Source organism: Bradyrhizobium sp. RD5-C2 (assembly GCF_019972155.1).
Classification (GTDB): Bacteria; Pseudomonadota; Alphaproteobacteria; order Rhizobiales; family Xanthobacteraceae; genus Bradyrhizobium.
On the sequence record NZ_BOVL01000005.1, the window covers coordinates 309553 to 334304 of the forward strand.

23 protein-coding genes and 1 riboswitch are annotated in these 24752 nt (G+C 64.4%); of the genes, 14 read left to right on the plus strand and 9 right to left on the minus strand.

Translation table 11 applies throughout. The annotated features are described in order from the left end of the window. Window positions 1-41 precede the first annotated feature (41 nt). The 11 genes from BraRD5C2_RS03695 to uca all read left to right on the plus strand — a co-directional run bounded on the left by BraRD5C2_RS03695 (window position 42) and on the right by uca (window position 12895). Window positions 42-719 carry a hypothetical protein gene (locus tag BraRD5C2_RS03695; RefSeq protein ID WP_223966908.1) on the plus strand — a complete coding sequence of 226 codons (678 nt, stop codon included), beginning with the start codon at window positions 42-44 and terminating at the stop codon, window positions 717-719. 263 nt (window positions 720-982) lie between these two features. After that, the gene (locus BraRD5C2_RS03700) at window positions 983-1855 is read left to right on the plus strand and encodes an AraC family transcriptional regulator (RefSeq protein ID WP_223966910.1); all 873 of its coding nucleotides are present in this window, start codon (window positions 983-985) and stop codon (window positions 1853-1855) included. Between the two features lie 120 nt (window positions 1856-1975). Continuing rightward, on the plus strand, window positions 1976-3172 hold the full coding sequence (locus BraRD5C2_RS03705; RefSeq protein WP_223966912.1) for a CaiB/BaiF CoA transferase family protein: 1197 nt from the start codon (window positions 1976-1978) through the stop codon (window positions 3170-3172). Between the two features lie 64 nt (window positions 3173-3236). Then, window positions 3237-3980, plus strand: coding sequence for an SDR family NAD(P)-dependent oxidoreductase (locus BraRD5C2_RS03710; RefSeq protein WP_223966914.1), 744 nt, complete (start codon window positions 3237-3239; stop codon window positions 3978-3980). A 4-nt stretch (window positions 3981-3984) separates the two neighbouring features. Continuing rightward, on the plus strand, window positions 3985-4629 hold the full coding sequence (locus BraRD5C2_RS03715; protein ID WP_223966916.1) for a glutathione S-transferase family protein: 645 nt from the start codon (window positions 3985-3987) through the stop codon (window positions 4627-4629). Between the two features lie 299 nt (window positions 4630-4928). Next, window positions 4929-5039: riboswitch (guanidine-I (ykkC/yxkD leader) on the plus strand. A gap of 78 nt (window positions 5040-5117) precedes the next feature. After that, the gene (locus tag BraRD5C2_RS03720) at window positions 5118-6191 is read left to right on the plus strand and encodes a putative urea ABC transporter substrate-binding protein (protein ID WP_223966917.1); all 1074 of its coding nucleotides are present in this window, start codon (window positions 5118-5120) and stop codon (window positions 6189-6191) included. 32 nt (window positions 6192-6223) lie between these two features. Next, entirely contained in the window at window positions 6224-7042 is an 819-nt protein-coding gene (locus BraRD5C2_RS03725) for an ABC transporter permease (protein ID WP_223966918.1), read from the plus strand. After that, window positions 7039-7872 (plus strand): ABC transporter ATP-binding protein, encoded by an 834-nt coding sequence (locus BraRD5C2_RS03730; protein WP_223966919.1) that lies wholly within the window; start codon window positions 7039-7041, stop codon window positions 7870-7872. The genes BraRD5C2_RS03725 and BraRD5C2_RS03730 overlap by 4 nt, the downstream gene beginning before the upstream one ends. Continuing rightward, a complete protein-coding gene (locus BraRD5C2_RS03735; protein ID WP_223966920.1) occupies window positions 7869-8714 on the plus strand; it encodes an urea amidolyase associated protein UAAP1 in 846 nt (281 codons plus the stop codon). The genes BraRD5C2_RS03730 and BraRD5C2_RS03735 overlap by 4 nt, the downstream gene beginning before the upstream one ends. Next, window positions 8711-9349 carry an urea amidolyase associated protein UAAP2 gene (locus tag BraRD5C2_RS03740; protein ID WP_223966921.1) on the plus strand — a complete coding sequence of 213 codons (639 nt, stop codon included), beginning with the start codon at window positions 8711-8713 and terminating at the stop codon, window positions 9347-9349. The genes BraRD5C2_RS03735 and BraRD5C2_RS03740 overlap by 4 nt, the downstream gene beginning before the upstream one ends. Window positions 9350-9352: 3 nt before the next feature. Further along, a complete protein-coding gene (gene uca / locus BraRD5C2_RS03745; protein ID WP_223966922.1) occupies window positions 9353-12895 on the plus strand; it encodes an urea carboxylase in 3543 nt (1180 codons plus the stop codon). 44 nt (window positions 12896-12939) lie between these two features. On the opposite strand, the gene BraRD5C2_RS03750 is transcribed toward uca, so the two are convergent. Next, a complete protein-coding gene (locus BraRD5C2_RS03750; RefSeq protein ID WP_223966924.1) occupies window positions 12940-13569 on the minus strand; it encodes a GNAT family N-acetyltransferase in 630 nt (209 codons plus the stop codon). Window positions 13570-13637: 68 nt separating this feature from the next. Here BraRD5C2_RS03750 and BraRD5C2_RS03755 point away from each other — a divergent pair, with 68 nt between their 5' ends. Further along, window positions 13638-14552 (plus strand): LysR family transcriptional regulator, encoded by a 915-nt coding sequence (locus BraRD5C2_RS03755; RefSeq protein WP_223966925.1) that lies wholly within the window; start codon window positions 13638-13640, stop codon window positions 14550-14552. Between the two features lie 48 nt (window positions 14553-14600). After that, the gene (locus BraRD5C2_RS39355) at window positions 14601-14726 is read left to right on the plus strand and encodes a biotin/lipoyl attachment domain-containing protein (RefSeq protein ID WP_263009969.1); all 126 of its coding nucleotides are present in this window, start codon (window positions 14601-14603) and stop codon (window positions 14724-14726) included. 18 nt (window positions 14727-14744) lie between these two features. Here BraRD5C2_RS39355 and BraRD5C2_RS03760 read toward each other — a convergent pair whose 3' ends face one another. Beyond that, window positions 14745-15299 carry a hypothetical protein gene (locus tag BraRD5C2_RS03760; RefSeq protein ID WP_223966926.1) on the minus strand — a complete coding sequence of 185 codons (555 nt, stop codon included), beginning with the start codon at window positions 15297-15299 and terminating at the stop codon, window positions 14745-14747. 399 nt (window positions 15300-15698) lie between these two features. Here BraRD5C2_RS03760 and BraRD5C2_RS03765 point away from each other — a divergent pair, with 399 nt between their 5' ends. Next, the gene (locus tag BraRD5C2_RS03765) at window positions 15699-16661 is read left to right on the plus strand and encodes an AraC family transcriptional regulator (RefSeq protein ID WP_223966927.1); all 963 of its coding nucleotides are present in this window, start codon (window positions 15699-15701) and stop codon (window positions 16659-16661) included. A 301-nt stretch (window positions 16662-16962) separates the two neighbouring features. Here BraRD5C2_RS03765 and BraRD5C2_RS03770 read toward each other — a convergent pair whose 3' ends face one another. The 7 genes from BraRD5C2_RS03770 to BraRD5C2_RS03800 all read right to left on the minus strand — a co-directional run bounded on the left by BraRD5C2_RS03770 (window position 16963) and on the right by BraRD5C2_RS03800 (window position 24740). Continuing rightward, complete coding sequence (locus tag BraRD5C2_RS03770; protein WP_223966928.1) at window positions 16963-17658, minus strand: ABC transporter ATP-binding protein; 696 nt, start codon at window positions 17656-17658, stop codon at window positions 16963-16965. Further along, on the minus strand, window positions 17658-18407 hold the full coding sequence (locus tag BraRD5C2_RS03775) for an ABC transporter ATP-binding protein (RefSeq protein ID WP_223966929.1): 750 nt from the start codon (window positions 18405-18407) through the stop codon (window positions 17658-17660). Before BraRD5C2_RS03775 ends, BraRD5C2_RS03770 begins: the two co-directional genes overlap by 1 nt. Beyond that, window positions 18404-19696 carry a branched-chain amino acid ABC transporter permease gene (locus BraRD5C2_RS03780; protein ID WP_223966930.1) on the minus strand — a complete coding sequence of 431 codons (1293 nt, stop codon included), beginning with the start codon at window positions 19694-19696 and terminating at the stop codon, window positions 18404-18406. Before BraRD5C2_RS03780 ends, BraRD5C2_RS03775 begins: the two co-directional genes overlap by 4 nt. After that, entirely contained in the window at window positions 19693-20640 is a 948-nt protein-coding gene (locus BraRD5C2_RS03785) for a branched-chain amino acid ABC transporter permease (protein ID WP_223966931.1), read from the minus strand. The genes BraRD5C2_RS03780 and BraRD5C2_RS03785 overlap by 4 nt, the downstream gene beginning before the upstream one ends. A gap of 135 nt (window positions 20641-20775) precedes the next feature. After that, a complete protein-coding gene (locus BraRD5C2_RS03790; RefSeq protein ID WP_223966933.1) occupies window positions 20776-22014 on the minus strand; it encodes a branched-chain amino acid ABC transporter substrate-binding protein in 1239 nt (412 codons plus the stop codon). Between the two features lie 235 nt (window positions 22015-22249). After that, complete coding sequence (locus BraRD5C2_RS03795) at window positions 22250-23473, minus strand: TetR/AcrR family transcriptional regulator (protein ID WP_223966935.1); 1224 nt, start codon at window positions 23471-23473, stop codon at window positions 22250-22252. 199 nt (window positions 23474-23672) lie between these two features. Then, the gene (locus tag BraRD5C2_RS03800; protein WP_223966937.1) at window positions 23673-24740 is read right to left on the minus strand and encodes an alpha/beta hydrolase family protein; all 1068 of its coding nucleotides are present in this window, start codon (window positions 24738-24740) and stop codon (window positions 23673-23675) included. Window positions 24741-24752 lie beyond the last annotated feature (12 nt).

Consider the following 24752-nt stretch of genomic DNA (forward strand, 5'->3'; position numbering starts at 1 on the left):
AACTCGAAACTGAAGTGCGAAGTGAAAAGGACGGATTGTCGATGCGGCGCACCCTTGGATTGATCTTTGTTGCGGTCGTCGTGGCCGCGCTCGGTGCTGCCGGCGTCGTGGTCTACGCGCAGCAAACGCAACCTGTACCCTTGCAGCCGGCCGTACCCGCGCCGGCCAAGAAGCCTGCCGCTGCTGCGAAGCCGCAGCCGCACAAACAGCGTCCGCAGGAGGCGCAGACGCCACCGGCTGCCGCGGCGTCCGTTCCGCCGCAGCAGGCCGGGCAGCAATCGACCGTGTTCGACGAGCATGCGCGGCAGGGCAACGTCGTGACCTGCGCCAATCTGTTCGGGTTGCTCGGCCGCGGTCTCGCGACCAACTCCAACTACACCGCGCAGTCGCAGTGGGATTCCAAGGCCGGCAATTCGCATTCGGTGCAGTCGTTGGTTGCGCTCGCGCCACTCCAGGCGCCCCAGGGCAGCGCTGCCCAACGCGCCGCCGGCATCGTGTTTGCCGCGCCGGTCGGGTCGTCCTGCGAAGGCAATCTGGTGCGGGTAACGCCGAGCCCGGAAAGCTGCCCGACAGTTGCTGCCGAGCTCGCCAAGCTCAACGGGCAGAACGGCACGCTCGGTGACCTCGCGACGATCGCGTTGCCGAACGGCGCGCAGGTGGTGCTGATTCCGTTCGGCAACGCCTGCGTCGCGGTGACCGCGCTGCGGGTCGCTGGATAATGCGGCCCGCTCGGCGCGCGCTGCGCCGGGCGCCTTCCGCCTCGCATCCACATCTCCTCCGCAAGGCGCCTAGCAATCGCGGCGCCGATCCCCCTGCGCGCCACCGCATATGATGGCGGCAAGCGGTCTCTCGCGTGCGCGATCCGCCGAACCTGCCCGCTAACATCTTGGCGATCAGCCATCAAAGGGCTGGATTTTCGGCGCCGGATAGTCAATTCTGATTTGGAACTTACCATCCGTGCCATACGCGGAGGAGATGTCCCATGGAGGAAGCGCGTCCGGAGCGGTTTGTCCGCAAGGTCGGCGGTGAGCTTGTATCGTCCGTCATCGCGCGATCGGAGCCGATCAGGGTCGAGCTGCTCAGCCGAACCTCGCGGCCCCGCATGAACTGGCATTTCCGCCAGCCCGAACTGACGTTGTTCTGGTTCCGCAACGGCTGCTCGCGGTTGCAGGCCACGATCAACGGCCGTCCGGTCGAATATGAGTTCTCCAGCGCAGCCAACCTCGCGCTGTTTCCGGCCGGTACCGAGATCGAGGGCGAGTGGTCGGTCGGGCCGGCGTTCGACTATGTGGTCGTGTTTGTCGACCCGAAATTCGTGCAGAGCCGTCTCAACGGCTTGATCGAAACGCCGGCGATTGCGTTCGGCCATGACCAGCTCTGTCGTGGTCTCTCCGAACTTTGTCAGGAAGCAACCACACCGGACAATCTGTTCGATCTGTTCGCCGAAGGCTGGGCCAGCCAGGCGCTGGCGCATATGGCGCGGCTGTCGCGCGGCGCGGAACCGGCGAAGGCGTTGAGCCGTGGCGGACTGCCGGCGCTCAAGCTGCGGAGGATCGAGGAATTCGTCAGGGCCAATCTTGGCGAGACGATCTCGTTGTCGGCACTGTCGGATGTTGCCGGCCTGAGCAAGCGGCATTTCCTGCGCGCGTTCCAGGAGAGCATGGGCACCAGCCCGCATCGCTATGTGCTCGGCCTGCGCATCGAAACCGCCAAGCGTCGTCTCAGCGACACCGATGAGAGCATGACCAGCATCGCGCTGGCATCGGGGTTCAGCCACGCCCAGCATTTCTCGTCGACGTTCAGGCAGGTCACGGGTGTCAGTCCGTCGATGTTCCGGCAGCAGGGCCGGGCGTGACTTTCGGCGCTTTTTTGCAAGTCGAGGCGCTTTCCCGCAAGCACCAGTGGACGGTCCATCGTATGCCGAGGTTGCGCTCAGGGTTTGGTCGCATCCGCGCATTGGATAAGGAAGCAAAGCATGCCAGGGCCGTTGGCGGGAGTTCGCGTACTTGATCTGACCGGTGTCGTTTCGGGTCCGTTCGCGACGATGTTTCTGGCCGATCAGGGCGCCGATGTTCTGAAGGTTGAGCCGATCGGCGGCGACATCACCCGCCGCAGCCGGGCCAATGTCGACAAGACCGGCGAGTTCTCGGCGCTGTTCATCTCGTCGAACCGCGGCAAGCGTTCGCTCTCGATCGACATGAAGACCGATGCCGGCCGGGATGTCCTGGCCAAGCTGGTCATGCAGTCCGACGTGCTGGTGCAGAATTTCCGGCCCGGCACGATGGAGCGTCTCGGGCTCGGTCCGGACGAGGTGCGCAAGAAGAATCCGCGGCTGATCTATGTCTCGATCAGCGGCGTCGGCGAAGACGGGCCTTACGCCAAGAAGCGCGTCTATGACCCCATCGTGCAGGCTCTGTCGGGGTTCTGCGATATCCAGGCGCAGCCGGTGACCAACCGTCCGCAGATGATCCGGACCATCGTGGCCGACAAGACGACGGCGGTCTATGCCGCGCAGGCGATCACGGCGGCGCTGTACGCGCGGGAAAAATCCGGCAGCGGCCAGCATATCCAGGTGGCGATGCTCGACGCGATGATTGCCTATCTCTGGCCCGAAGGCATGATGCAATACACGGTGGTCGGCCGGGAGCAGGGGACGGCGGATCCGAACGACCGGCCCGATCTCGTGTTCCAGACCTCGGACGGATACCTCACTTGCGGAACGATCTCCGACTCCGAGTGGCAGGGCTTCTGCAAGGCCACGGCCGATCCGGAGCTTGCCAGAGATGAACGCTTCGCCACGCCGGCTTCGCGTTCGGTCAACGCAACGGCGCGCATCAACAGGATGCAGGACTATATCGGCAGGCACACCACCGCCGAATGGCTGGCGCGGCTCGATGCGGCCGACGTGCCCTGCGCGCCGATCCTGCGGCGCGGCGAAATCATCGCCAACGAGCAGGTGGTCGCCCGCGGGCTGATCGCCGAGCTCGATCAGCCCGGGGTCGGCACGGTGCGGCAGCCGAAACCTGCGGCGCGCTTCGAGGTCGACGCCGCCGCGATCGGCGGCCCGGCCCCGCGCATCGGCCAGCATACGAAGCAGGTGCTGTCCGACCTCGGCTATGGGGAAGCCGCCATCGCAGAGATGATCGAGCAGAAGGCCGTGCGCGCGGTCTGAGCGGCCGCGCCGCGCAACGTCACCATTGCTGAACTGAACAACTGCCGTCGGTGGGAGATGTCCTATGGCCGAGACGAACAAGACTGCCTTATTAGTTGGCGCGGGCGATGCGATCGGCGCTGCAGTGGCGCGGCGCTTCGCCGCCGGCGGCTACACGGTCTGCATCGCGCGGCGCGATGCGACGAAATCGGGCGCGCTGGTCGAGGAACTGACCGCCGCCGGCAGCCGGGTGCATGCGCTCAGTGTCGACGCGCGGCGCGAGACCGAAGTGCAGGAGCTATGCGAGCGGGTCGAACGCGAGTTCGGGCCGATCGAGGTCTGCCTGTTTAATGCCGGCTCGAACGTCAAGAAGGAGCTGCATGAGACCAGCGAAAAGCTGTTCTTCAAGGCCTGGGAGCTCGCCTGCTTCGCCGGCTTCCTGGTCGGACGCGAGGCAACCCGGCACATGCTGCGGCATGGCCGCGGCACCATGCTGTTCACCGGCGCGACCGCGAGCGTGCGCGGCAGCAGCGGCTTCGCCGCATTCGCATCCGCCAAGTTCGGCCTGCGCGCGGTTGCCCAGGCGATGGCGCGCGAGCTCGGGCCGAAGAACATCCATGTCGCGCATCTCCTGATCGATGCCGGTGTCGACAGCCTTGCCATCCACCAGCGGATGAAAGCCGCCACCGGCGTCGACGCATCAGAGATTCCGCCTGACACGTTGACGCGGACGTCCTCGATCGCGGAGGCCTACTGGTTTGTGCACCAGCAGAGCCGCGACGGATGGAGCCATGAACTGGATCTGCGTCCCTCCGTCGAGAAATGGTGAAGTCATGCCGGAGACGCTGACGCTATGGGGGGTGGGGACATCGCGGACGATCCGGGCCCATTGGGCATTGCACGAATTGGGGCTGGACTATCATTGCAAGCCGATCCTGCCGCGTTCGGGCGAGACCAAGACGCCGGAATACACCTTGCTCAATCCACGGCAGAAAATTCCGCTGCTGCAGGACGGCGACTTCACAATCGGGGAGAGCGCGGCGATCGTCGCCTATCTCGCGCGTCATTACTCTAACCCGAACATTTCGCTCGTTCCCGTCGAGGAGCGCGATTTCGCGCGATGGCTGGAATGGTGCTTCTTCATCGTGGCAGAACTCGACTCGACCAGCCTCTATGTGATGCGCCGCCATGACGTCCAGGGCCTCGCCCACATCTACGGCCATGCGCCTGACGTCGTCGTGAAAGCGGCCGAGTATTTTCGCCAGCAGCTCCGCCATGTCGAAGTCGCCCTGTCGGACGGCCGGAAATATCTGATGGGCGATCAGTTCACCAGCGCGGATATCCTGCTGACGACCTGCCTGGTCTGGGCGATCGATTACGGTGTCGGGGTCTGTGACGTCGCAACGCCCTATCTCGACCGCGTCACGGCCCGGCCGGCCTACAAGGAAAGCGTTGCGATCAACACCGTGAAGAGCTGACCGGTCACATGCATCAGATACTGGTCCGCATCGGACCGCCGACATCGCACCGCGGCGTCAGTCCGTAGCGGCCATGCAGTCCGAGCCAGAGGGCACTCAAGAGCATCCGCATCGAACATCCCCTCGACATCGACGATAGCAGGCATCCTGCTGACGGCCGTGGTGGAATGACAGAGCCAATTCTGGGCAGGCCTGCGTAGTTTTTAAGCAGAGCGTTCTCGCGGCCACGCGGTGTGCGACGAAAAATCTCATGAGATTCAAACGCCGGTGCTGTGGCACGCCTCGTGCATCAATGGCGTCGAGTTGGCCGCTAGGGTTCCGATCTTGCGAAGCAAGGTGCTGGTCCGAGAGCAGCCGCTTGCGGGGGAGACATCCCCGCAGGTGCACGGCGGGATAAAAGCCCGGGAGACCTCGTTAGCCAAGGGATTGGCGGAGCGATGGTCTTTTCGCCAGTCCCTTTTTGTGAAGTTTCGCAAGAGGGATCGGCAATGAACAAGTTCTCTTTCTTCCTCCGCTCTGTTGTCACCGGCTGCGCGATCGTGCTCGCGGCCGCGTCCGTCGCTGACGCCGCACCAAAGAAAAGCTTCAAGGTCGCCTGGTCGATCTATGTCGGGTGGATGCCGTGGGGCTATGCGGCCGACACCGGCATCGTCAAGAAGTGGGCCGACAAATACGGCATCGCGATCGAGGTCAAGCAGTTCAACGACTACGTCGAATCGATCAACCAGTACACCGCCGGCGGCTATGATGCCGTCACCATCACCAACATGGACGCGCTGTCGATTCCGGCGGCAGGTGGTGTCGACACCACCGCGGTCGTGATGGGCGATTTCTCCAACGGCAACGATGCCGTGATCCTCAAGAACAAGTCGGATCTCGCCGCGATCAAGGGGCAGACGGTCAATCTGGTCGAGTTCTCGGTGTCGCATTATCTGCTGGCCCGCGCGCTCGAGACCAGCAAGCTGAGCGAGAAGGACGTCAAGGTCGTCAACACCTCCGATGCCGATATCGCGGCTGCCTACAAGACATCAGACGTCAATGCGGTCGTGACCTGGAATCCGATCGTGACGGAAATCCTCGGCTCGCCGGATGCTAAGAAGGTGTTCGATTCCTCGCAGATCCCGGGCGAGATCATGGACCTGATGGTGGTCAACACCGCGGTCGCCAAGGACAATCCGGATTTCGCCAAAGCGCTGGTCGGCATCTGGTATGAGACGCTCTCCAGGATGACGGCGAACGATCCTGCGGCGAAGGCCGCCAAGGAGGCGATGGCCAAGGCCTCCGGCACCGATCTCGCCGGTTTCGACAGCCAGCTCTCGACCACCAAACTGTTCGACAAGGCAACGGACGCGGAAGCGTTTACCCGCAGCCAGACCATCGGTGTGACCATGGATCGGGTGCGCAAGTTCCTGTTCGACAAGGACCTGCTCGGCAAGGGCGCGAAATCCGCCGATGCCGTCGGGATCGAGCTCGCCGACAAGTCGGTGCTGGGCGACAAGTCGAACGTCAAGCTGCGCTTCGACCCGACCTACATGGACGAAGCCGCCAAAGGCAAGCTCTGACCACGTAGCATTGCTTCGAGCAGGAGCCGGACATGCGACTTGTGAACATACGGCCGGGACGGCAGATGCGATTCTATCTGCTCGCGCTGCCGTTCCTGTTGGTCGCAATCGCCTACTTCGCCGGCTCCAGCGCGCGGCTCGCGCAAAACCCGAACGACAAGCTGCTGCCGGCGCTGCCCAACATGGTACAGGCCGTCAAGCAGATGGCATTCGAGGTCGACCCGCGCACCGGCAGCTATCTGATGGCGACCGACACCGTTGCCAGCCTGGGGCGGCTGGGGTCGGCGCTGGCGGTCTCGACGGTGGCGGCGCTCGTTCTCGGCATCGTGATCGGACTGTTGCCGGGCGCCAACGCCCTGCTCGGGCCCTTCGTGTCGGTCACCTCGATGGTGCCGCCCCTGGCATTGTTGCCGATCCTGTTCATCGTGATGGGCCTCGGCGAGAACTCGAAGATCGCGCTGATCGTGATCGGGACATTACCCTGCATGATCCGCGACCTCGCCATGAAGGTGCAGGAGCTGCCGCGCGAGCAGATCGTCAAGGCGCAGACACTCGGCGCCTCGACTTGGCAGATCGCGCTGCGCATCGCGATGCCGCAAACCCTGCCGCGGCTGATCGACGTGCTGCGGCTGCAGCTCGGCCCGGCCTGGCTGTTCCTGATCGCGGCCGAGGCGATCGCCTCCGACTCCGGGCTCGGCTACCGGATCTTCCTGGTGCGCCGCTATCTCGCGATGGACGTCATCATCCCCTATGTCGCCTGGATCACGCTGCTGGCTTTCCTGATCGATGTCGCCCTGCGCGTCCTGCAGCGCAGGCTGTTTCCCTGGTTTGCGTCGGTGAGGGCGGAATGAGCGCGATCCGGTTCGACGACGTCTGGAAGGAATACGGCGACCACATCGTGCTCGAACGTATCACGATGGAGGTCGAGCCGCGCGCGTTCATTGCACTGGTTGGTCCGTCCGGCTGCGGCAAGACCACGCTGCTGCGGATGCTGCTCGGTGAGGAGCAGCCGAGCCGCGGCCAGATCACGGTCGACGGCAAGCCGTTGCGGGCCGAGCCGGATGCCGATCGCGGCGTGGTGTTCCAGCGCTACTCGGTGTTTCCGCATCTGACCGTGCTGCAAAACGTCTTGCTCGGCCGCGAACTGCGCGACGCCAAATTCACGGCCCGGCTGTTCGGCGCCGCGCGGCGCGCCGCCACCGACGAGGCCATGGCGCTGCTCGCCGAGGTCGGGCTCGCCGGTCAGGAGAGCAAATACCCGTCGGCGCTGTCGGGCGGCATGCAACAGCGCCTCGCACTGGCGCAGGCGATCATGCGTGGCCCAAAGATCCTGCTGCTCGACGAGCCGTTCGGCGCGCTCGACCCGGGGATTCGCGCCGACATTCATCTGCTGATGAAGCGGCTCTGGAACGAGACCCATCTCACGGTCGTGATGGTGACGCATGACCTCAGCGAGGCGTTCGGGCTCGCGACCCGCGTGATCGCGCTGGAGCGGCAGCGCAACCGGCCGGAGGAGCGCGAGCGCTACGGCGCCACGGTGTCGCGCGACCTCGAGATTTTCCCACGCCGCAGCGCCGAGCTGCGGTCGTCGGTTCAACCAGCTCCGACCGGGACGACCCGGTCAGACCAGGAGCATCAGCCGGGACGGCCCGGCGCTCTCGTCTTGAAGGAGCAACCATGATCCTCACCGAGGAACAGAAGGCCGAGATCGCGGCGCACACCCGACGCTACAACGAGCTGAAAGCCGCGGGGCAGGAGCATGCGCCGCGTGCGTTGCCGGCGCCGACTGCGCGCGACGCCGTGCCGATTGCGACTGACGCGATCATTCATCGCGAAACGATACCGGCCGGCTGGTACTGGACCACGCGACTGAACCGCGGCGACACGCTGCGCATCGTCAATACGTCGGGGACATCGACCGTCAGCCTGCTCGCTTGGAACAGCGCCGACACCACTGAGCGGCTCAGTCACGCCGACACCATCAAGGTGCAGTGGGCGGCGCGGCTGCAGAAGGGCCGCGTGCTGCTCTCGGACATGGGGCGTGCGCTGCTCGGCATCACCGAGGACAGCAGTGCCGCGCATGATGCGGTGGTCGGCGGCTCGACGGCTGCGACCAACCTGGCGAAATACGGCGACGGTAATTTCCGCAACACACGCGACAATTTCATCCTGGCCGCGGCGAAGCTCGGGCTCGATCGCCGTGACGTGCATCCCTGCGTCAGCTTCTTTGCACCGGTCGCGATCGACGCGGACGGCAAGTTTGTCTGGCCCGACGCGCGCCGGCAAAAGGGTGATTTCGTCGATCTGCGCGCAGAAATCGATCTGCTGGTCGCGTTGTCGAACTGCCCGCATCCGCTCGATCCCGCGGAAAGCTATCCGCGAGCGAGCGTGGAGGTCGTCCGCTACCGCGCGAGCGCGCCCGCCGCCGATGATCTGTGCCGTACCGCGACGGCCGAGGCGATCCGCGCCTATCAGAACAACGCGCTGTATCTCGGCGAGATGAGCGAAGGAGCCGTGCGATGACCATACAGTTCGCTCAGTCCCGCGGCCGCATCGTTCTCGACGTGGAAATTCCCGCGCGCAAGCCGTGGTCCGCCGTCATCCGCAAGGGGCAGACGCTGCGGATCACGGATACCCATGGCCAGCAGGCGGTCGATACGCTGTTCTATCGCGCCGACGACTTTGGCGAGCGCTATAGCGGCCAGGATACGTTGCGAGCGCAAGGCTCGGCCTATGTCGGGCTCGGCACCAGGATCATGTCCAATGAAGGCCGGGCGATGCTTCGCGTTACCGCTGACAGTTGCGGCCTGCACGACACCTCGGCGGGCGCCTGCTCCTGCGAGAGCAACACCGTGCGGTTCGGGCACCAGACCCGCTACCAGCACGCCTGCCGCGAGAACTTTGTGCTGGAAGCTGCGAAATACGGCATGTCGAAGCGCGACATCGTGCCGAACTTGAACTTCTTCATGAACGTGCCGATCGATCCCGCCGGCAATTTCACCGTGGTCGACGGCGTCTCCAAACCGGGCGACGCCATCGAACTGGTGGCCGAGATGGACGTGCTGTGCCTGATCTCGAACTGCCCGCAGATCAACAATCCCTGCAACGGCTTCTTCCCGACGCCGGTGCAGGTCACGATCTTCGAGCCGGAGGCGTGAGGCATGTTCAGCAAAGTCCTGATTGCCAACCGCGGCGAGATCGCCGGGCGGATCGGCAGAACGTTGCATCGCATGGGCATCGGCTCGGTCGCGATTTATTCCGACGCCGACCGCTTCACGCGGCCGGTGCTGGAGGCCGACGAGGCGGTGCGCATTGGTCCGGCGCCGGCGGCCGAGAGCTATCTCAACGTCGATGCGATCATGGCGGCGTGCATTGCGACGGGCGCGCAGGCGGTGCATCCCGGTTACGGCTTCCTGTCGGAGAATCGCCGCTTTGCCGAGAGGCTCGCCGAGCACGGCATCAAGTTCATCGGGCCGCGGCCTGAGCATCTCGACGCCTTCGGCCTCAAGCACCGTGCGCGAGAGATCGCCGAGCAAAGCGGCGTGCCACTGTTGCCGGGCTCCGGCCTCCTCGAGACAATCGACGAGGCGCTGCAACAGGCGGAAGCCATCGGCTTCCCGGTGATGCTGAAGAGCACGGCCGGCGGCGGCGGCATCGGCATGCAGCTCTGCCACGACATGGCGACGCTGCGCGAGCGGTTTGAATCGGTGCAGCGCACGGCGCGCGCGAGCTTCGGTGATGCCCGGGTCTATCTCGAACGGTTCGTCGCCCAAGCCCGCCACATCGAGGTGCAGATTTTCGGCAACGGCAAGGGCGATGTGGTCGCGCTCGGCGAACGCGATTGCTCGCTGCAACGGCGCAACCAGAAGGTCTTTGAGGAGACCCCCGCGCCGGGCGTCTCCGCCGAGATCAGGCAACGGCTGCACGCGGCCGCGGTCTCGCTCGCCAAGGCGGTCGCGTACGAGTCCGCCGGCACGGTGGAGTTCATCTACGACGTCGCGCGCGAGGACTTCTATTTCCTCGAGGTCAACACCCGTCTCCAGGTCGAGCATCCCGTCACCGAGCAGGTCACCGGCGTCGACCTCGTCGAATGGATGATCCGGCAGGCGGCCGGCGAGGACGTGCTCGGCCGGGCCGGCACGCTGACGCCGAAGGGCGCGGCGATCGAGGTGCGGCTCTATGCCGAAAATCCGGGCGCGGGTTTCCGCCCAAGCGCGGGCCGGTTGACGCAGGTCAGCTTTTCACCGGACGCGCGGATCGACGGCTGGATCGAGACCGGCACCGAGGTGTCGCCGTTCTACGATCCGATGCTGGCCAAGATCATCGTTTCGGCCGAGACGCGCGAGGCCGCGATCGCAAAGCTGACGCAGGCGCTGGATGACACGGTGGTCGCCGGGATCGAGACCAATCTCGACTATCTCCGCGCGATCGCTGCGTCCGATGTGTTCCGGAGCGGGCAGGTCGCGACCAGCGTGCTCGGCGCTTTCGCCTATCGCCCGCGCACCATCGACGTCGTCGCGCCGGGTGCGCAGAGCGGGGTGCAGGAATTGCCCGGCCGGCTGCATCTCTGGCATGTCGGCGTGCCGCCCAGCGGCCCGATGGACGAGCGATCGTTCCGCCTCGCCAACCGCGTGGTCGGCAATCCTGAAGTAACTACCGCGCTGGAGCTGACCGTCAACGGGCCGACCCTGCGCTTCAATACCGATGCGATCGTCGCGCTCTCGGGTGCGCAGATGAAGGCGTCGCTCGACGGCACCGATGTCGGCTATGACGAGCCGGTCGCGGTGCGCGCCGGCCAGACGCTCGTCATCGGCAGCATCAAGGGCCCGGGCCAGCGCGCGTATCTCGCCGTGCGTGGCGGCATCGATGTGCCGGAGATCCTGGGCTCGCGCGCCGTGTTCGCGCTCGGCGCGTTCGGCGGCCATGCGACGGGCTCGCTCAAGGCCGGCGATGTGCTGCATATCGGTGCCGAGACGTCAGACCTTGCGGCGCCGCGGCGCGCTGCGGAGGACGAGCGGCCGGAGCTGACTTCGGCGTGGCAGATCGGCGTGGTCTACGGCCCGCATGGTGCACCGGACTTCTTTCTCGACGAGGACATCGAAACGCTGTTTGCGTCGAGCTATGAGGTGCATTTCAACAGTGCCCGCACCGGCGTGCGGCTGATCGGTCCGAAGCCGAGCTGGGCCCGCGCCGACGGCGGCGAGGCCGGGCTACATCCGTCGAACATCCACGACAATGCCTATGCGGTCGGCTCGATCGATTTCACCGGCGACATGCCGATCATTCTGGGGCCGGATGGACCAAGTCTCGGCGGCTTCGTCTGTCCGGCGGTCGTCGCGCGCGACGAACTGTGGAAGGTCGGCCAGCTCAAACCCGGCGACACGGTTCGCTTCGTTCCGGCCAGACGCGACGATCCGGTTGCCGGCCCCACGGTGCTGCGCGCGCCCGAACTCGGCTCGGCCATCATCGGGCGCCATGATGATGGCCCGATCCCCGTGGTGTACCGCCGCGCCGGTGACGACAATCTGCTGGTCGAATACGGCCCGATGGAGCTCGACATCGCGCTGCGGCTGCGCGTCCATGTGCTGGCGCAGGCGCTGGAGGATGCGAGGCTCGGCGGCCTGATCGACCTCACGCCTGGCATCCGCTCGCTGCAGATCCATTATGACGGCACCGCGCTGTCGCGAACGAAGCTGCTCGATGTGCTCAGGCGGATCGAGCGCGAACTGCCTAATGTCGACGCCATGCGGGTGCCGAGCCGCACCGTGCATCTGCCGCTGTCGTGGCGCGATCCAGAGGCTGAGCTGGCGATGCGCAAGTATCAGGAGCTGGTCCGCGCGGATGCGCCGTGGTGTCCGTCGAATGTCGAGTTCATCCGCCGCATCAACGGGCTCGGCAGCGAGGACGATGTCCGCCGCATCGTGTTCGACGCCGATTATTTCGTGCTCGGCCTCGGCGACGTCTATCTCGGCGCGCCGGTGGCAACCCCGCTCGATCCGCGGCATCGCCTCGTGACCACGAAGTACAATCCGGCACGGACCTGGACGCCGGAGAACGCGGTCGGAATCGGCGGCGCCTATATGTGCATCTACGGCATGGAAGGGCCGGGCGGCTACCAGCTGTTCGGCCGCACCATCCAGGTCTGGAACACATGGCGCACGACGCGGGTGTTCGAGCCAGGCCATCCCTGGCTGCTGCGGTTCTTCGACAAGATCCGCTTCTTCCCGGTCGATGCCGATGAGCTCTTGGACGCACGCGCCGCATTCCCGCATGGGCAATACGACATCAGGATCGAGCAGGGCGAGTTCTCCTACGCCGACTACGCGAAGTCCTTGGCCGACGCGCAGCCGTCGATCGCGGCATTCAAGGCGACGCAGCAGGCCGCGTTCGATGCCGAGCGTCAGCGCTGGCGCGAGATGAAGCTCGACGAGACGCCGGCGGAATCGATCGATGCGAGCGTCGCAACGACCGGCATTCCTGACGGCCAGGTCGGCGCCTTCTCGGAAGTGCCCGGCAACATCTGGAAGATCCTGGTCGAGGAGGGTGCAAAAGTCGCAGCCGGCGACGTGCTTGCCATCATCGAGTCCATGAAGATGGAGATCAGTGTGCACGCGCCGAGCGCGGGCCGCATTGCGTCGGTGCCGGTCAAGCCCGGCCAGACGTTGCGCGCGGGCGATGTGGTGGCGTTGATCCGGCCGGAGTAGATTCGGCCGCGTCGATCTGCTGCGGTCCTGTCTCCGTCATTGCGCTATGGGGGACGATCGGACGGAAGCCGACAGCGCCACGCCTCGTCGGCAAGGAGCCGGCGCTGTCGGTCGGCGATGGCAGGCCATCCGGAGCGTACCACGCTGAGGACCGCAGCGTCGGCGGATGGACCTTCATCGCAGGCAAAATAGGCGCGAAGCCGTCCCTCGCAGTGGAAGCCGAGGCCGGTATAGAGCTCGAGCGTACGCCGCAGGCGCCAATCCAGATGCACCTCGGCCCGCTCCACGGCGAGCACCTCGAAGGCATACCGCGTCATGAGATGCGCGACATGGCTGATGAGCAGGACCTCGTCCAATCGTCCGCTGCTCCAGATCGGTGCAAGCGTCGCCCGCTTCTCCTCCGGCTCGAGCGCGGCGAAAGCGGTAAGCCCGATGATGTCGCCTGACCCGGCGTCCTCGATCGCGAACGCGGCCGTGTCGTTCGCGCAGCTCAGCGTGGCTGCCATGCGCGCGGCCGCCGCCTGGCCGGAGCCGCCGCGATCGAGCTGCCGAAGCATGCCGGCGTCCCCGAGCGGTTTGACCCGCGCGATCTCGGAGCCGTGGATCCTGTTCAGCAGGATGCGGTCGGTGGCCAAGGCGGCATCCAAGGCGGCATGGCTGTCTGCGAATTGCATGCCCTATTGACGCATCGAACCAACATGCCGTCAAATGACCGGAATGGCAGTTCATATGCGGATTGGTCATGTCCCTGAATCCGAGACACGTTGACCTGTTTCGCGAGGTCGTGCGTCACAACGGAATAACCAAGGCGGCCCTGAGCCTGCGGATCGGGCAGCCCTTCGTCAGTCGCGCCATCGCGCGGCTGGAGCGCGAGATCGGCTTCGCGCTGTTCGAACGCGGGCGCGGCGGCGTCACGTTGACGCCGGAAGGCGAGATCTTCCTGCATGAGGTGGAGCGCAACCAGGCCGGGCTGGAGTATCTGGCGCGTGCGGCGCGCGGCATTCGCGCGCGGGGCAGCGGCACGCTGAGGATCGCCTGCCTTCCGGCATTCACCTATTCGCTGATGCCGCGGATCGTCAGCAGCTTCTCCAGGAAGAACCCCGGCATCATGCTGTCGGTCGCCGTGCACAGCCCTGAACGGGTCTGGAGCCTGGTTGCTGCGGGCCAGTGCGATGTCGGGCTGGCGCGACCCCAGTCGGGTTTTGCAGCGGTCGACGACGAACTGCTGATGACGACCGATGCCATCTGCGTGCTACCGCGTCAGCACCGGCTTCGGTCCAAGCGATTGATCATGCCAAAGGACCTGCACGGCGAGGCGATGATTGCGCCTGCCCCAGGCGCGCCGCATCGATCGCGCCTCGAACGCGCCTTCGAAGACGCCGGAGTCGTGGTCAGAACGGTGGCGGAGATTCAGTACAGCATGCAGCGCTGCGCGCTGGTTGCGCAGGGGCTGGGCTTCTCGATCGTCGATCCCGTCGTGGCGCGGGATTTTGCCAGCGCCCGGATCGTGCTCAAGCCGTTCACGCCGCGGCTGGAGATCACCACTGTACTGCTGTTTCCGTCGCAACGGCCGCGCAGCCGTCTTGCGCTCGAATTCTGCGACCTGGTTCGCGCCGAGACCGCTGAGTACAGGAAGCCCGCGCGCGCTCCGGCCTGACCCGATCCGGGCCGCTTTGCCCGGATGCGGCGCTTCAGGCGAGCTTAGATGCCCGTCAAATCCATGAAGATGGAGATCAGCGTGCACGCGCCAGGCAGGATTACGTCGGTGCCGGTGAAGCCCGGCCGGACACCGCGTGCGGGCGACGTCATGGCGTTGATCCTGCCGGGTTAGCGCGGCTGCGCAGCGGCGCTATTCTTTGGGATCGGTGGGTGGGACGAGCAGAGGGAGCGTGTCGACCTCCATCTCCAGCCGCTGCCAGCTCCGATAATCATATGCGCCATCCCAGCGATGGACCGGCTGGTAACAGGCTGTGCAGCGGAAGACTCCCTTCGCCGCAGTGCTGACCTGCACGGTCTGGTAAATGACGCTGCAGCCGGCGCAGCTAAACGCGACGGTGCTCGAACCTTCGGAATGCGGCGACATCAACTCTGGACGGTCGCGGAAGCTGTTTGAAGCGGTGCTACTTGCTGCGGGCGGGGGCGCGATTGGATTGGGAGGCACATCCGGCTCGAACGCGGTGTCGGTATGGGCCTCTATCGACGCGTTTTGCCTCAACGCCCGATCGATCTTCATCCTCACGCGGCGAGCCGCCAGCAATCCCAAGACCGCCTGCACCGTTCCCGAGAAGTTGCGATCGCCGATGAAAAACGAGTAACGCCAAGTGCCCGCAGCCCCGGCTTCAATGATGAGGAAATGAATTGAACGATGAACGCCGCTCAGTTGGGCGCCTGTTTGGCGAACCACGACTTAGCTCAAACGGCGAGCCGTTTCGGCGGCGAACGTCCCTGCCGCCGAATTTGCATGCTTGACCAAGCGCATTACAGGTTCGTCCTTGCGGGTCCAATTGGAAGTCAACTGCCGTCGTTTCAAGGCAGAAATGGAACGGCCGCGAAGCAATGGGCTAGATGATTTGTCTCCATGGCGTCTTGTGAACCTGGGTCATTTAATTGCGAGGTTTTGTCAGGGCTGGATGCCTCGAACGGATGGCCTTGTTTGACATAGGTCAAAATACGGTGCTCGAAGCCGTCGACGTTTAGCGACGACATAGTCCGGTGCCAGATGAAGATCGCCAAACGCCTCGTAAGCGCCTTGCCATCGATACCGAGCTCTGCCGGGGGGATAGCGCGTCTCGCATGCGCCCGAATGCGCGATGCACAAATTGAACTTGCTCCGATCGTGTCAGCCGCAGGCCTGACGATCAATGATGTTGAGGACCGCAAGCGCCGCATCGACGCGCGGGCGCAGATGAGACTGCTTGAGCTCGCGGCCAAGGAACTGCAGGACGACTGCTTCGGATTCCATCTGGCGCAGGGTTTTGAGATGGGGGAGATCGGGCTTCTGTACTACGTCATGGCATCATCGGAGGATCTCGCCGACGCTCTGCAAAATGGGGGACGCTACTGCGCGATCAACAACGAAGGCGTGCGGCTGCGGATTTCTCTGGCGCGCGGCTTCGCCATCGGATTCGAGTATGTCAACATCGACCGGTCGTCCGATCGCCACCACGCTGAATTTTGGCTGATTGCGCTTGTCCGTATTTGCCGAGCATTGACTGACGGCAGGCTGGTCCCAAGGCGAATTCAGTTGAAGCATTACAGGCGCGAAACACCTTTGGAAGTGCGATCTCTTCTGGGTTGCGAGATCAACTTTGCAGCGGATAGGGATGACCTCCTGTTTTCTTCGCAGATCGGCGCATTACCTGTCGTGGGGGCTGATCTGCACCTTAACAAGATGTTGCTTCAATATGCCGACGATGCGCTAAACCACCGAGTATCGGGACGGACCAGCGTGCGGTCTCGCGTTGAAGCTCAGATCGCCCAGTTGCTTCCGCACGGCAAAGCCAATGCCGAGGCGATTGCGCGCCGTCTTGGTATGAGTCGGAGAACGCTCGCTCGGGCGCTGCTGTCCGAGGGGACGGGCTTTCTGAATGTTCTCGAGACGTTTCGAATCGGACTTGCGCGCCGCTATCTTGAAGAAGCGGAGCTGCCGATTTCTCAAATCGCATGGTTGCTGGGCTACAGCGAGGTCAGCTCGTTCACGCATGCTTTCGTCCGCTGGACAGGCCTCACGCCCACGGCCTATCGTGATTCGAACGGCATTCGGTGATGGGCTGACACAAGCCCTCAAATCCCTGGCACAGAACAGCAAGACTTGGCGGGCCGTATTCCGCTAGGCGAGTGCCATGCGTTCAAGCTTCTTGTCTCGACTCGCGCTTCGCTGGCGCCGCACCAGGGTCGCGGTGTTCGGCCTTATGAGCAAAGACGACTGGCTATTCCTGGCTTCGATAGTTTTGTTTCACAGTCTCTTGATTGCGCTGATCTAGGTCGTTTTCCTGAATTGACCCGGTGTCGCGACGCCGACATTTGTGGATTCCTTGAGACCACGGCAGCCCGAACGGCAACTCGCCTCAAACCTCCAGCCATTCCTCGCGGACGGCGGCGTTGGCCTTGAGCTGGTCGGGGGTGCCTTCGAACACCACGCGGCCGTGGCCCATGATGTAGACGCGGTTCGAGATCTTCATCGCGATCGAGAGCTTCTGCTCGACCAGCAGGATGGCGACGCCGGCCTTGGCGATCCGGGCGATTAGTTCGCCGACCTGCTGCACGATCAGCGGCGCAAGGCCCTCGGTCGGCTCGTCGATCATCATCAATTCAGGATCGCCGAGCAGCGTGCGGCAGGTGGTCAGCATCTGCTTCTCGCCGCCCGACAGCACGCCGGCCGGCGTGTCGGCGCGGCGGGCGAGGTTGGGGAACATGTCGAGCATCTCCTGCAGCCGCCACTTGCCGGGGCGGCGCGGGTCCTTGATGCCGAGGATCAGGTTCTGGCGCACAGTCAGGCTCGGGAAGATGTCGCGATGCTCCGGCACGTAGCCGAGCCCGAGGCGAGCGATCTTGTGGCTCGGCAGCCCTGCGATGTCCTGGCCCTTGAAGCGGATCGTGCCCTGCGGCGGCACCTCACCCATGATCGCCTTGACGGTGGTCGAGCGGCCGACGCCGTTGCGCCCGAGCAGGCTGACCACTTCGCCGGCGGCGATGTCGAGATCGACACCCTGCAGGATGTGGCTCTTGCCGTAATAGGCGTGGAGATTCCTGACCTCGAGCATCAGTCGACCTCCTCGCCGAGATAGGCTTCCTTGACCTTCGGATTGCCGCGGATTTCCTCTGGCGTTCCGGAAGCGATGATGTGGCCGTAGACCAGCACCGAGATACGGTCGGCGAGGCCGAACACCACGCTCATGTCGTGCTCGACGATCACGAGCGTGCGTCCTTCGGTGAGGCGGCGGATCAGCGCGACGGCGCGCTCGGTCTCGGCATGGCTCATGCCCGCGGTCGGCTCGTCCAGCATGATGACACTGGCGCCGCCGGCGATCGTGATGCCGATCTCCAGCTCGCGCTGCTCGGCATAGGTGAGCAAGCCCGCCGGCACGTCGCGGCGATGGGTGAGATGGATGTCGTCGAGAATCTGCGCGGTCCGCTGCTTCACCTCGGGCAGGTTGTCGACGTTCTTCCAGAACGCGTAGCGATGGCCGGTCGCCCACAGCACGGCGCAGCGGACGTTCTCCCACACCGTCATGCGGGCGAATACGTTGGTGACCTGGAACGAGCGCGACAGCCCGCGCCGGTTGATCTCGAACGGCCGCAGGCCCGAGGTGACCTCGCCGTTCAACCGGATCTCGCCCGAGGTCGGCTTGATGTAGCCACTGATCAGGTTGAACGTCGTCGACTTGCCGGCGCCGTTCGGGCCGATGATGGCGTGACGCTCACCCTTGGCGACGCTCAGATTGAGATCGCGGATGATGGACACATTGCCGAAGCTCTTCTCGACGGCGTTAACTTGGATGGCAGCGGTCATGCCAGATACCCCCGATCACGGGCCACCGTCGCGGCGCGATCCCAGGCTTCCGCAATGCGTCGCCAGGTGATGCGCGCGACCAGGAAGCCGCCGACGACCAGTACCGCCGCGGCCGCCCAGGTCGTCGGCGCGGCTGCGACGAAGGGAATGCCGAGCAAGTTGATTGGGTCGCCACCGGAGAAGCGCGCGACGGTTTCGATGGTCAGGATGATGCCGAGCGCGAACGCCAGCGTCGGGATCGCCGCGACCAGGTAGGACGGGATCACGGCACTGAGCGTGCCGGCACGGATCAGCGGGCGGTGCTTCATCAGGATGCCGGCGATGCCACCGGGTGCGAACATCACGATACCGATGAAGATGATGCCGAAATAGAGCTGCCATACCGAGGTGACGCTGGTCAGCCCGAGCTGCAGATAGGTCACCAGGATGGCGCCGAGGATCGGACCGAAGAAATAGGCGGTGCCGCCGATGAACGCCGAGAACAGCACGAGGCCCGACTGCGTCGCGCCGAGATAGGCGGAGTTGGCGATCTCGAAGTTGATCGCGGTCAGGCCGCCGGCGATGCCGGCGAAGAAGCCGGCGAACATGTAGGCGAGATAGCGCACCACATGCGGATCGTAGCCGATGAACTCGACGCGCTCCGGATTGTCGCGCACCGCGTTGCAGATGCGCCCGAGCGGCGTACGGGTCAGCGCGTACATCGCGATCGCCGAGATCATCACCCAGAACGCGATCAAATAGTAGACCTGGATCTGCGGCCCGAAGGTCCAGCCGAACAGCGGCATCAGCGAGGTGCGGTCGGTGGTGATGCCGGATTCGCCGCCGAACACGCTGCGCAGGATCAGCGACGACGAGGCCACGAGCTCGCCGATGCCGAGCGAGATCATCGCAAACACCGTGCCGGCACGCTTGGTCATGACCCAGCCGACCAGCAATGCGAAGGCCATGCCGCCGATGCCGCCCATCAGCGGGATCACCGGCAGCGGGATCGGCCAGTTGTGGCTTGCGACCGCATTCATGGCATGCACGGCGAGGAAGCCGCCGAGGCCGTACTGCACGGCGTGTCCGAACGACAGCAGCCCGGTCTGGCCGAGCAGGATGTTGTAGGACAGCGCGAAGATGATCGAGATGCCGATCAGGCTGAACGAGGTCAGCGAGCCGCCGGAGGAGAACACCAGCGGCAGCACGACGAGCGCCGCGGCTGCGAGCAGCCAGATGCCGTAGAAGCTCAGGGCGCTGCCGGACTCTGCTTTGGCCATTGCGGGAGCGGGGGTCACAGCGTTCGTCATGACTCGCGCGTCCCCAACAGGCCCATGGGGCGGAAGATCAGCACCAGCACCAGCAGCAGATAGGGCAGGATCGGCGCGATCTGCGCGATCGTGACGTTCCAGATATCGGTCAGCGGCGAGGCACCGAGGCTCGGATCGAGCGGACCGAACACGCTGGCGAGCGAACCGTTGAGCGCGACCGCAAAAGTCTGGATCAGCCCGATCAGGAGCGAGGCGATGAAGGCGCCGGGCAACGAACCGAGACCGCCGAATACGATGACGACGAACAGGATCGGGCCGAGCAGCGCGGCCATGTCGGACTGCGTCACCAGCGAGGGACCGGCGATGACGCCGGCGAGACCCGCCAGCGCGCTGCCGACGCCGAACACCAGCATGAACACGCGACCGACATTGTGGCCGAGATGGCCGACCATGCTCGGATGGGTCAGCGCCGCCTGCACGATGAGGCCAACCCGCGTCCGCTTCAGCGTGACCAGCAGCGCGATGAAGATCACGACCGAGACCACCAGCATGAAGATCTTGTAGGCGGGATAGTTGGTGGAGAATATGGTGAAGGCCGGAAAGTCGAGTGCCGCCGGAACCCGGTAGTCGACCGGGCTCTTGCCCCAGATCATTGAGACGATTTCCTCGATCGCGAAGGCGAGACCGAAGGTCAGCAGCAGCTCGGCGACATGGCCGTGCTTGTGGGTGTTGCGCAGGCCGTAGCGCTCGACGCCCATGCCGACCACGCCGACCAGGAGCGGTGCGATCACCAGCGCCGGCCAGAAACCGATCCAGCGGGTGAGCTGAAAGCCGAAGAACGCGCCCAGCATGTAGAAGCTCGCATGCGCGAAGTTGAGCACGCCCATCATGCTGAAGATGACGGTGAGTCCACTGGACAGCAGAAACAACAGCATGCCGAACAGCACGCCGTTGAGTGTCGAGATGACGATGAGCTCAGCCACGGCGCACCCGCTTGAGACTGGAACGGTTCACGTGATCAATAACCTGTCGGTGAAATGAACTACGGCACCATCACGCTGCCGGAAGGCGAACGCCTCCGCAACCCTGTGGTCGCGGAGGCGCCTTGCAGCGGCCGATCAGGGCCGCTTCATGTTGCAGGTGGTCGGAAGCATCGTTTTGTCGGTGTCGATCTTGGAGACGATGTGCCAGCCCCAGCCGGTGTTCTCTTCGTCGAACGGCTCCTTGGCCTTGTCGGTCAGCGAGCCGAACGAGGAGATGTAGATCGGCTGGAAGAACTGGTGGTCGTCCTTGCGCATGAAGCCATCGCCGCCATCGAACACTTCGAACTTCATGCCCTCGAGGGCGGCCGCGACTTTCACCGGATCGATCGAATTGGCCTTCTCGGCGGCGGCCTTGAACATCCGCATCTCATTGACAGCGCGCGGATACCACACGGAAATACCGGTCTTGGCGCGGAAGTCCTTCTCGAAATCCATCGCCGCCTTGTTGCCGGAGTTCGGCACGCCTTCGCTGATCTGGAACACCTGGTTCTCGAGGCCGGTCTGCTTGATCGCGGTCGGCCCACCGGCGCCGCCGGCATAATAGGTGTACCAGTTGACCTTGAGGCCGGCATCGGCCGCGGCCTTCAGCAGCAGCGCGAAGTCCTGGCCCCAGTTGCCGGTCACGACGGTGTCGGCGCCGGACGCCTTGATCTTGGCGATGTAGGGCGAGAAGTCGGTGACCTTGAGCATCGGGTGCAGTTCGTCGCCGACGACCTGGATGTCCGGCCGCTTTTCGCCCAGCATCTTGCGCGCCGCGGTGCGCACCGACTGGCCGAACGAGTAGTCCATGTTGATCAGATAGACCTTCTTGATGGACGCCTGGTCCTTCATGTAGTTGGTCAGCGCTTCCATCTTGATGTCCGAGTTCGCATCCCAGCGGAAATGCCAGTAGCTGCACTTCTCGTTGGTCATGCTCGGATCGACCGCGGCGTAGTTGAAGTACAGCACTTCCTTGCCGGGGTTGCGCGAGTTGTTCTTGGTGACGAAGTCTTCCAGCGCCGCACCGACCGACGAGCCGTTGCCCTGGGTGATGTAGTGGATGCCGGCGTCGACCGCCTTCTGCGCCTGCACCAGGCTTTCCTGCGGATTGGTCTTGTTGTCGAGCGGGACGATCTCGACCTTGTGGCCGAGGATGCCGCCCTTGGCGTTCAGCTCGTCGGCGAGATACTGAAACGTCTTCAGGCCGCCTTCGCCAACGCTGGCGCCGCCGCCGGAGAGCGGATCGATATAGCCGATCTTGATGGATTCCTGCGCGGACGCCGCGCCTCCCAACACCGTCAGCGCTGCCGCGGCGGCAATGATCAGCCTATGCATTCTGCGTTCCTCCCTTGCTCGTGTTTTGATTGATCTTAAGCGATCGAGGCCGTCTCATAACCCCAATTGCAGCGCCTTCGCAACTTTCGCTTTGAATTTAGCGTCAAGTTTTAGCGGAAGGTAACATGATGTCATAGGCTATATGGCTTGGGAATTGGTCGCTGTTTTGAATTAGCAGTAAACTTTCGGATGAGGCCGGCGTTCGCCCGCCCGCCCAGCATTCTGGAACCGATGCTCAGGTCGGATGCCGGCGCGGCTTGAGACCTGCGAGAAACAACCGCGCGAAATGATCGGCGGTCTCTGCCGGAGACCAGTCGCGTCTGGTCTTGAACCAGATCGGATACCAGTGGCCCATTCCGGTCAGAATGCGCTCTGCGAAGTAGGTATCGATGCGGCGGAAGCGGCCCTCGTCGATCCAGCGCTGATAGCTGTCCTGGTCCCGCCGGATCGTCGCCAGGACGTCTCCGACATAGGCTTTCCGGTCGACGTCATTGAGATAGTTGATGTTGTGGTAGGTTGCCTTCGGGCCGCACGGCGTGTCGTGCAGCATCAACAGCAAGCGGATCCTCTGCACGATGTGATCGAATGCGCCGAGGCTGTGCTCTTGCAGGTGCTCGCGGATGCTGATCTCGCCGGCGAGCCCGCGCCGCAGGCAAGCCAGCAACAGGCTCTCCTTTTCGCTGAAGTGATAGTAGATGCCGGCGCGGGTCATGCCCGCATCCGCGGCGATGCTCTCGAGCGATGTGCCTGACGCGCCCCTGCGGTTGAAGCTGTCGGAAGCGATCGAAAGCATCCTGTCGAACTTCGCGGCCCGCTTGTTCAACGCCGCGCGCGACTCCAGGAACGGCGCAAGGCTGAGCGGTTCGGGCATCTCGGGAATCGCGATCTCGCGCCGGTAAACCCCGTGCGTGATGATGTCATCGATGGCATCGATCGCCTGCTGGCGCGTGTAGTAGTCGCGTTCGGACAGCCAGAACGGCACCCAGTCCAGGATGGAGATCAGCGCCACCGCCGTGAGCAGCGGTTCGTCGCAGGCGATCGAGCCGTCCGCCACGCCCCGATCCAGAATGTCGGCAAGCCAGGCGGCATTCTGCCAGCGCTTGGCATGGACTTCGCTGCTGTAGGGCGCAGCCAGCGCATCGATGTCGGTGAACAGGATCATGCGCTGGGCTTCGGACCGCAGCCTGCCGCGCACAAAGCGCCTGACGATCTCGAGCCCATCGATGCCGGGCTCGGCGGCCGCCTCCATCTCGCGCCTGTAGATCGCGAGGCCGCGCAGGTAGCAATGAAAGATCAGGTCTTCCTTGTCGCGGAAGTGATGATACAGCGCGCCCGGCACGGCCTGTACCGCCGCCGCAACCTGCTCCATCGTGACATTGGCATAGGAGTGGCGGGCAAACAGCCGGGATGCAGCGACCAGAATCTCTTCAGCTCGATCCGTCAGCGCAGCGACTTGCAAGCTCCGATGCCCTTTCCGGTTGCCGGATGCCAATCCAGACGGGAGATAATCCTCTCGGCGTGGGACTTTCAATCGCCGATTTGATCCGACCAACGTCCTATCGCGTGATCCGGAGCATGAGATCATGACGCGGCGGCGCGCATCATGATCCCGTCTCGTTGGATCAGCGCGATCCCGGCACGGTCTGCTGCGTCGCCATCTACTCCTGCGCAAATGCCTTGTCGAAGAAGGCGGGCAGATCCTTGCGCAACTGCGTGAGCAGCACCTCGCGATCGAAGCCGGGTGGATCTGCCGCGGCGTCGCCATCCAGGGTCTGGATCGGTGTGCCGGGGCGGTCCATGAAGGCGAAGTGCCACGCGTTGGGGATCATGTGAAATTCGGCGTGCGGCACATTCTGTGCGACCCATTCGGCATGGAAGCGCGGCACCAGCCAGCGGTCGCGTTCGGCGGCATAGACCGCGGTCGGTATCTTGATTGCGGCGAGCGATGCAGCGGTGAAGAACACGCCGGCCGGCGCCATCGCCACCACCGCGCGCACCCGCGGATCGGTCGCCAGGGGCAGCAATGTCGTCGCCGGCGGCGGTGATTTGGAGTCGCCCCCCATGCTGCAGAACGACGGATCGTCCTTGCTGTCGGTTTTGCAATGCGCGCCGATGCGCGACAGCTCGACCTGGCCGCCCGCCAGCGCGATCACGGTGTAGCCACCGGCGGAATGTCCGACCGCCCCGATGCGCGGACCCTGCACGTCGGTTGCGATCTTGTCCTTCCATTCGGGGTCGGCCAGCAGCGCATCGATCACCCGCGACGCCTGGCGAGGCCGCTCGGTGAAGAACGTCCCCGGTGGCTGCTGCCAGATTGAATGATCCTCCCAATTGTCGCCGGGATGCCGCAAGGCCGCGACCAGATAGCCGTGCCGGGCCAGGGCTTCCGCCAGGCTGGTATGCCCGAGCTCGGAGCCGCCCGTCCCGTGACTGACGATGATCAGGCCCTTGACCTTCGGGTCCGGCGGCGCCCCGATCGCGACCCGGAGCGTGGACGGCCCCATCGGGATGGCGCGGGCCAACGTTTGGGTCGGATAATAAAGTGCGACGGGGATCGCCGCCGGATTGGTGGCGGAGACCGGGATCGTGATCTGGCGCCAGCCCGCCTCGGCGGCGTCGGCCGCGGCGGGCGCCACCAGGACCGGAAGGGCCAGCAAGCCAAGACAGGACCAGAGACAGGAGCAGAGCAGCCGGAGGCGCGTCGCCGGAACCAACGAAAATTTCATGTGCGAGTCCTC

Coding starts and splice junctions, on each gene's coding strand:
- BraRD5C2_RS03750 (WP_223966924.1), bottom strand. CDS start 13,569: ATGCAATTCGCAGACAGCCATGCCGCCTTGGATGCCGCCTTGGCCACC.
- BraRD5C2_RS03710 (WP_223966914.1), top strand. CDS start 3,237: ATGGCCGAGACGAACAAGACTGCCTTATTAGTTGGCGCGGGCGATGCG.
- BraRD5C2_RS03790 (WP_223966933.1), bottom strand. CDS start 22,014: ATGCATAGGCTGATCATTGCCGCCGCGGCAGCGCTGACGGTGTTGGGA.
- BraRD5C2_RS03730 (WP_223966919.1), top strand. CDS start 7,039: ATGAGCGCGATCCGGTTCGACGACGTCTGGAAGGAATACGGCGACCAC.
- BraRD5C2_RS03755 (WP_223966925.1), top strand. CDS start 13,638: ATGTCCCTGAATCCGAGACACGTTGACCTGTTTCGCGAGGTCGTGCGT.
- BraRD5C2_RS03765 (WP_223966927.1), top strand. CDS start 15,699: ATGCGCGATGCACAAATTGAACTTGCTCCGATCGTGTCAGCCGCAGGC.
- BraRD5C2_RS03735 (WP_223966920.1), top strand. CDS start 7,869: ATGATCCTCACCGAGGAACAGAAGGCCGAGATCGCGGCGCACACCCGA.
- uca (WP_223966922.1), top strand. CDS start 9,353: ATGTTCAGCAAAGTCCTGATTGCCAACCGCGGCGAGATCGCCGGGCGG.
- BraRD5C2_RS03725 (WP_223966918.1), top strand. CDS start 6,224: ATGCGACTTGTGAACATACGGCCGGGACGGCAGATGCGATTCTATCTG.
- BraRD5C2_RS03775 (WP_223966929.1), bottom strand. CDS start 18,407: ATGACCGCTGCCATCCAAGTTAACGCCGTCGAGAAGAGCTTCGGCAAT.
- BraRD5C2_RS03740 (WP_223966921.1), top strand. CDS start 8,711: ATGACCATACAGTTCGCTCAGTCCCGCGGCCGCATCGTTCTCGACGTG.
- BraRD5C2_RS03715 (WP_223966916.1), top strand. CDS start 3,985: ATGCCGGAGACGCTGACGCTATGGGGGGTGGGGACATCGCGGACGATC.
- BraRD5C2_RS03695 (WP_223966908.1), top strand. CDS start 42: ATGCGGCGCACCCTTGGATTGATCTTTGTTGCGGTCGTCGTGGCCGCG.
- BraRD5C2_RS39355 (WP_263009969.1), top strand. CDS start 14,601: ATGCCCGTCAAATCCATGAAGATGGAGATCAGCGTGCACGCGCCAGGC.
- BraRD5C2_RS03770 (WP_223966928.1), bottom strand. CDS start 17,658: ATGCTCGAGGTCAGGAATCTCCACGCCTATTACGGCAAGAGCCACATC.
- BraRD5C2_RS03800 (WP_223966937.1), bottom strand. CDS start 24,740: ATGAAATTTTCGTTGGTTCCGGCGACGCGCCTCCGGCTGCTCTGCTCC.
- BraRD5C2_RS03705 (WP_223966912.1), top strand. CDS start 1,976: ATGCCAGGGCCGTTGGCGGGAGTTCGCGTACTTGATCTGACCGGTGTC.
- BraRD5C2_RS03720 (WP_223966917.1), top strand. CDS start 5,118: ATGAACAAGTTCTCTTTCTTCCTCCGCTCTGTTGTCACCGGCTGCGCG.
- BraRD5C2_RS03780 (WP_223966930.1), bottom strand. CDS start 19,696: ATGACGAACGCTGTGACCCCCGCTCCCGCAATGGCCAAAGCAGAGTCC.
- BraRD5C2_RS03700 (WP_223966910.1), top strand. CDS start 983: ATGGAGGAAGCGCGTCCGGAGCGGTTTGTCCGCAAGGTCGGCGGTGAG.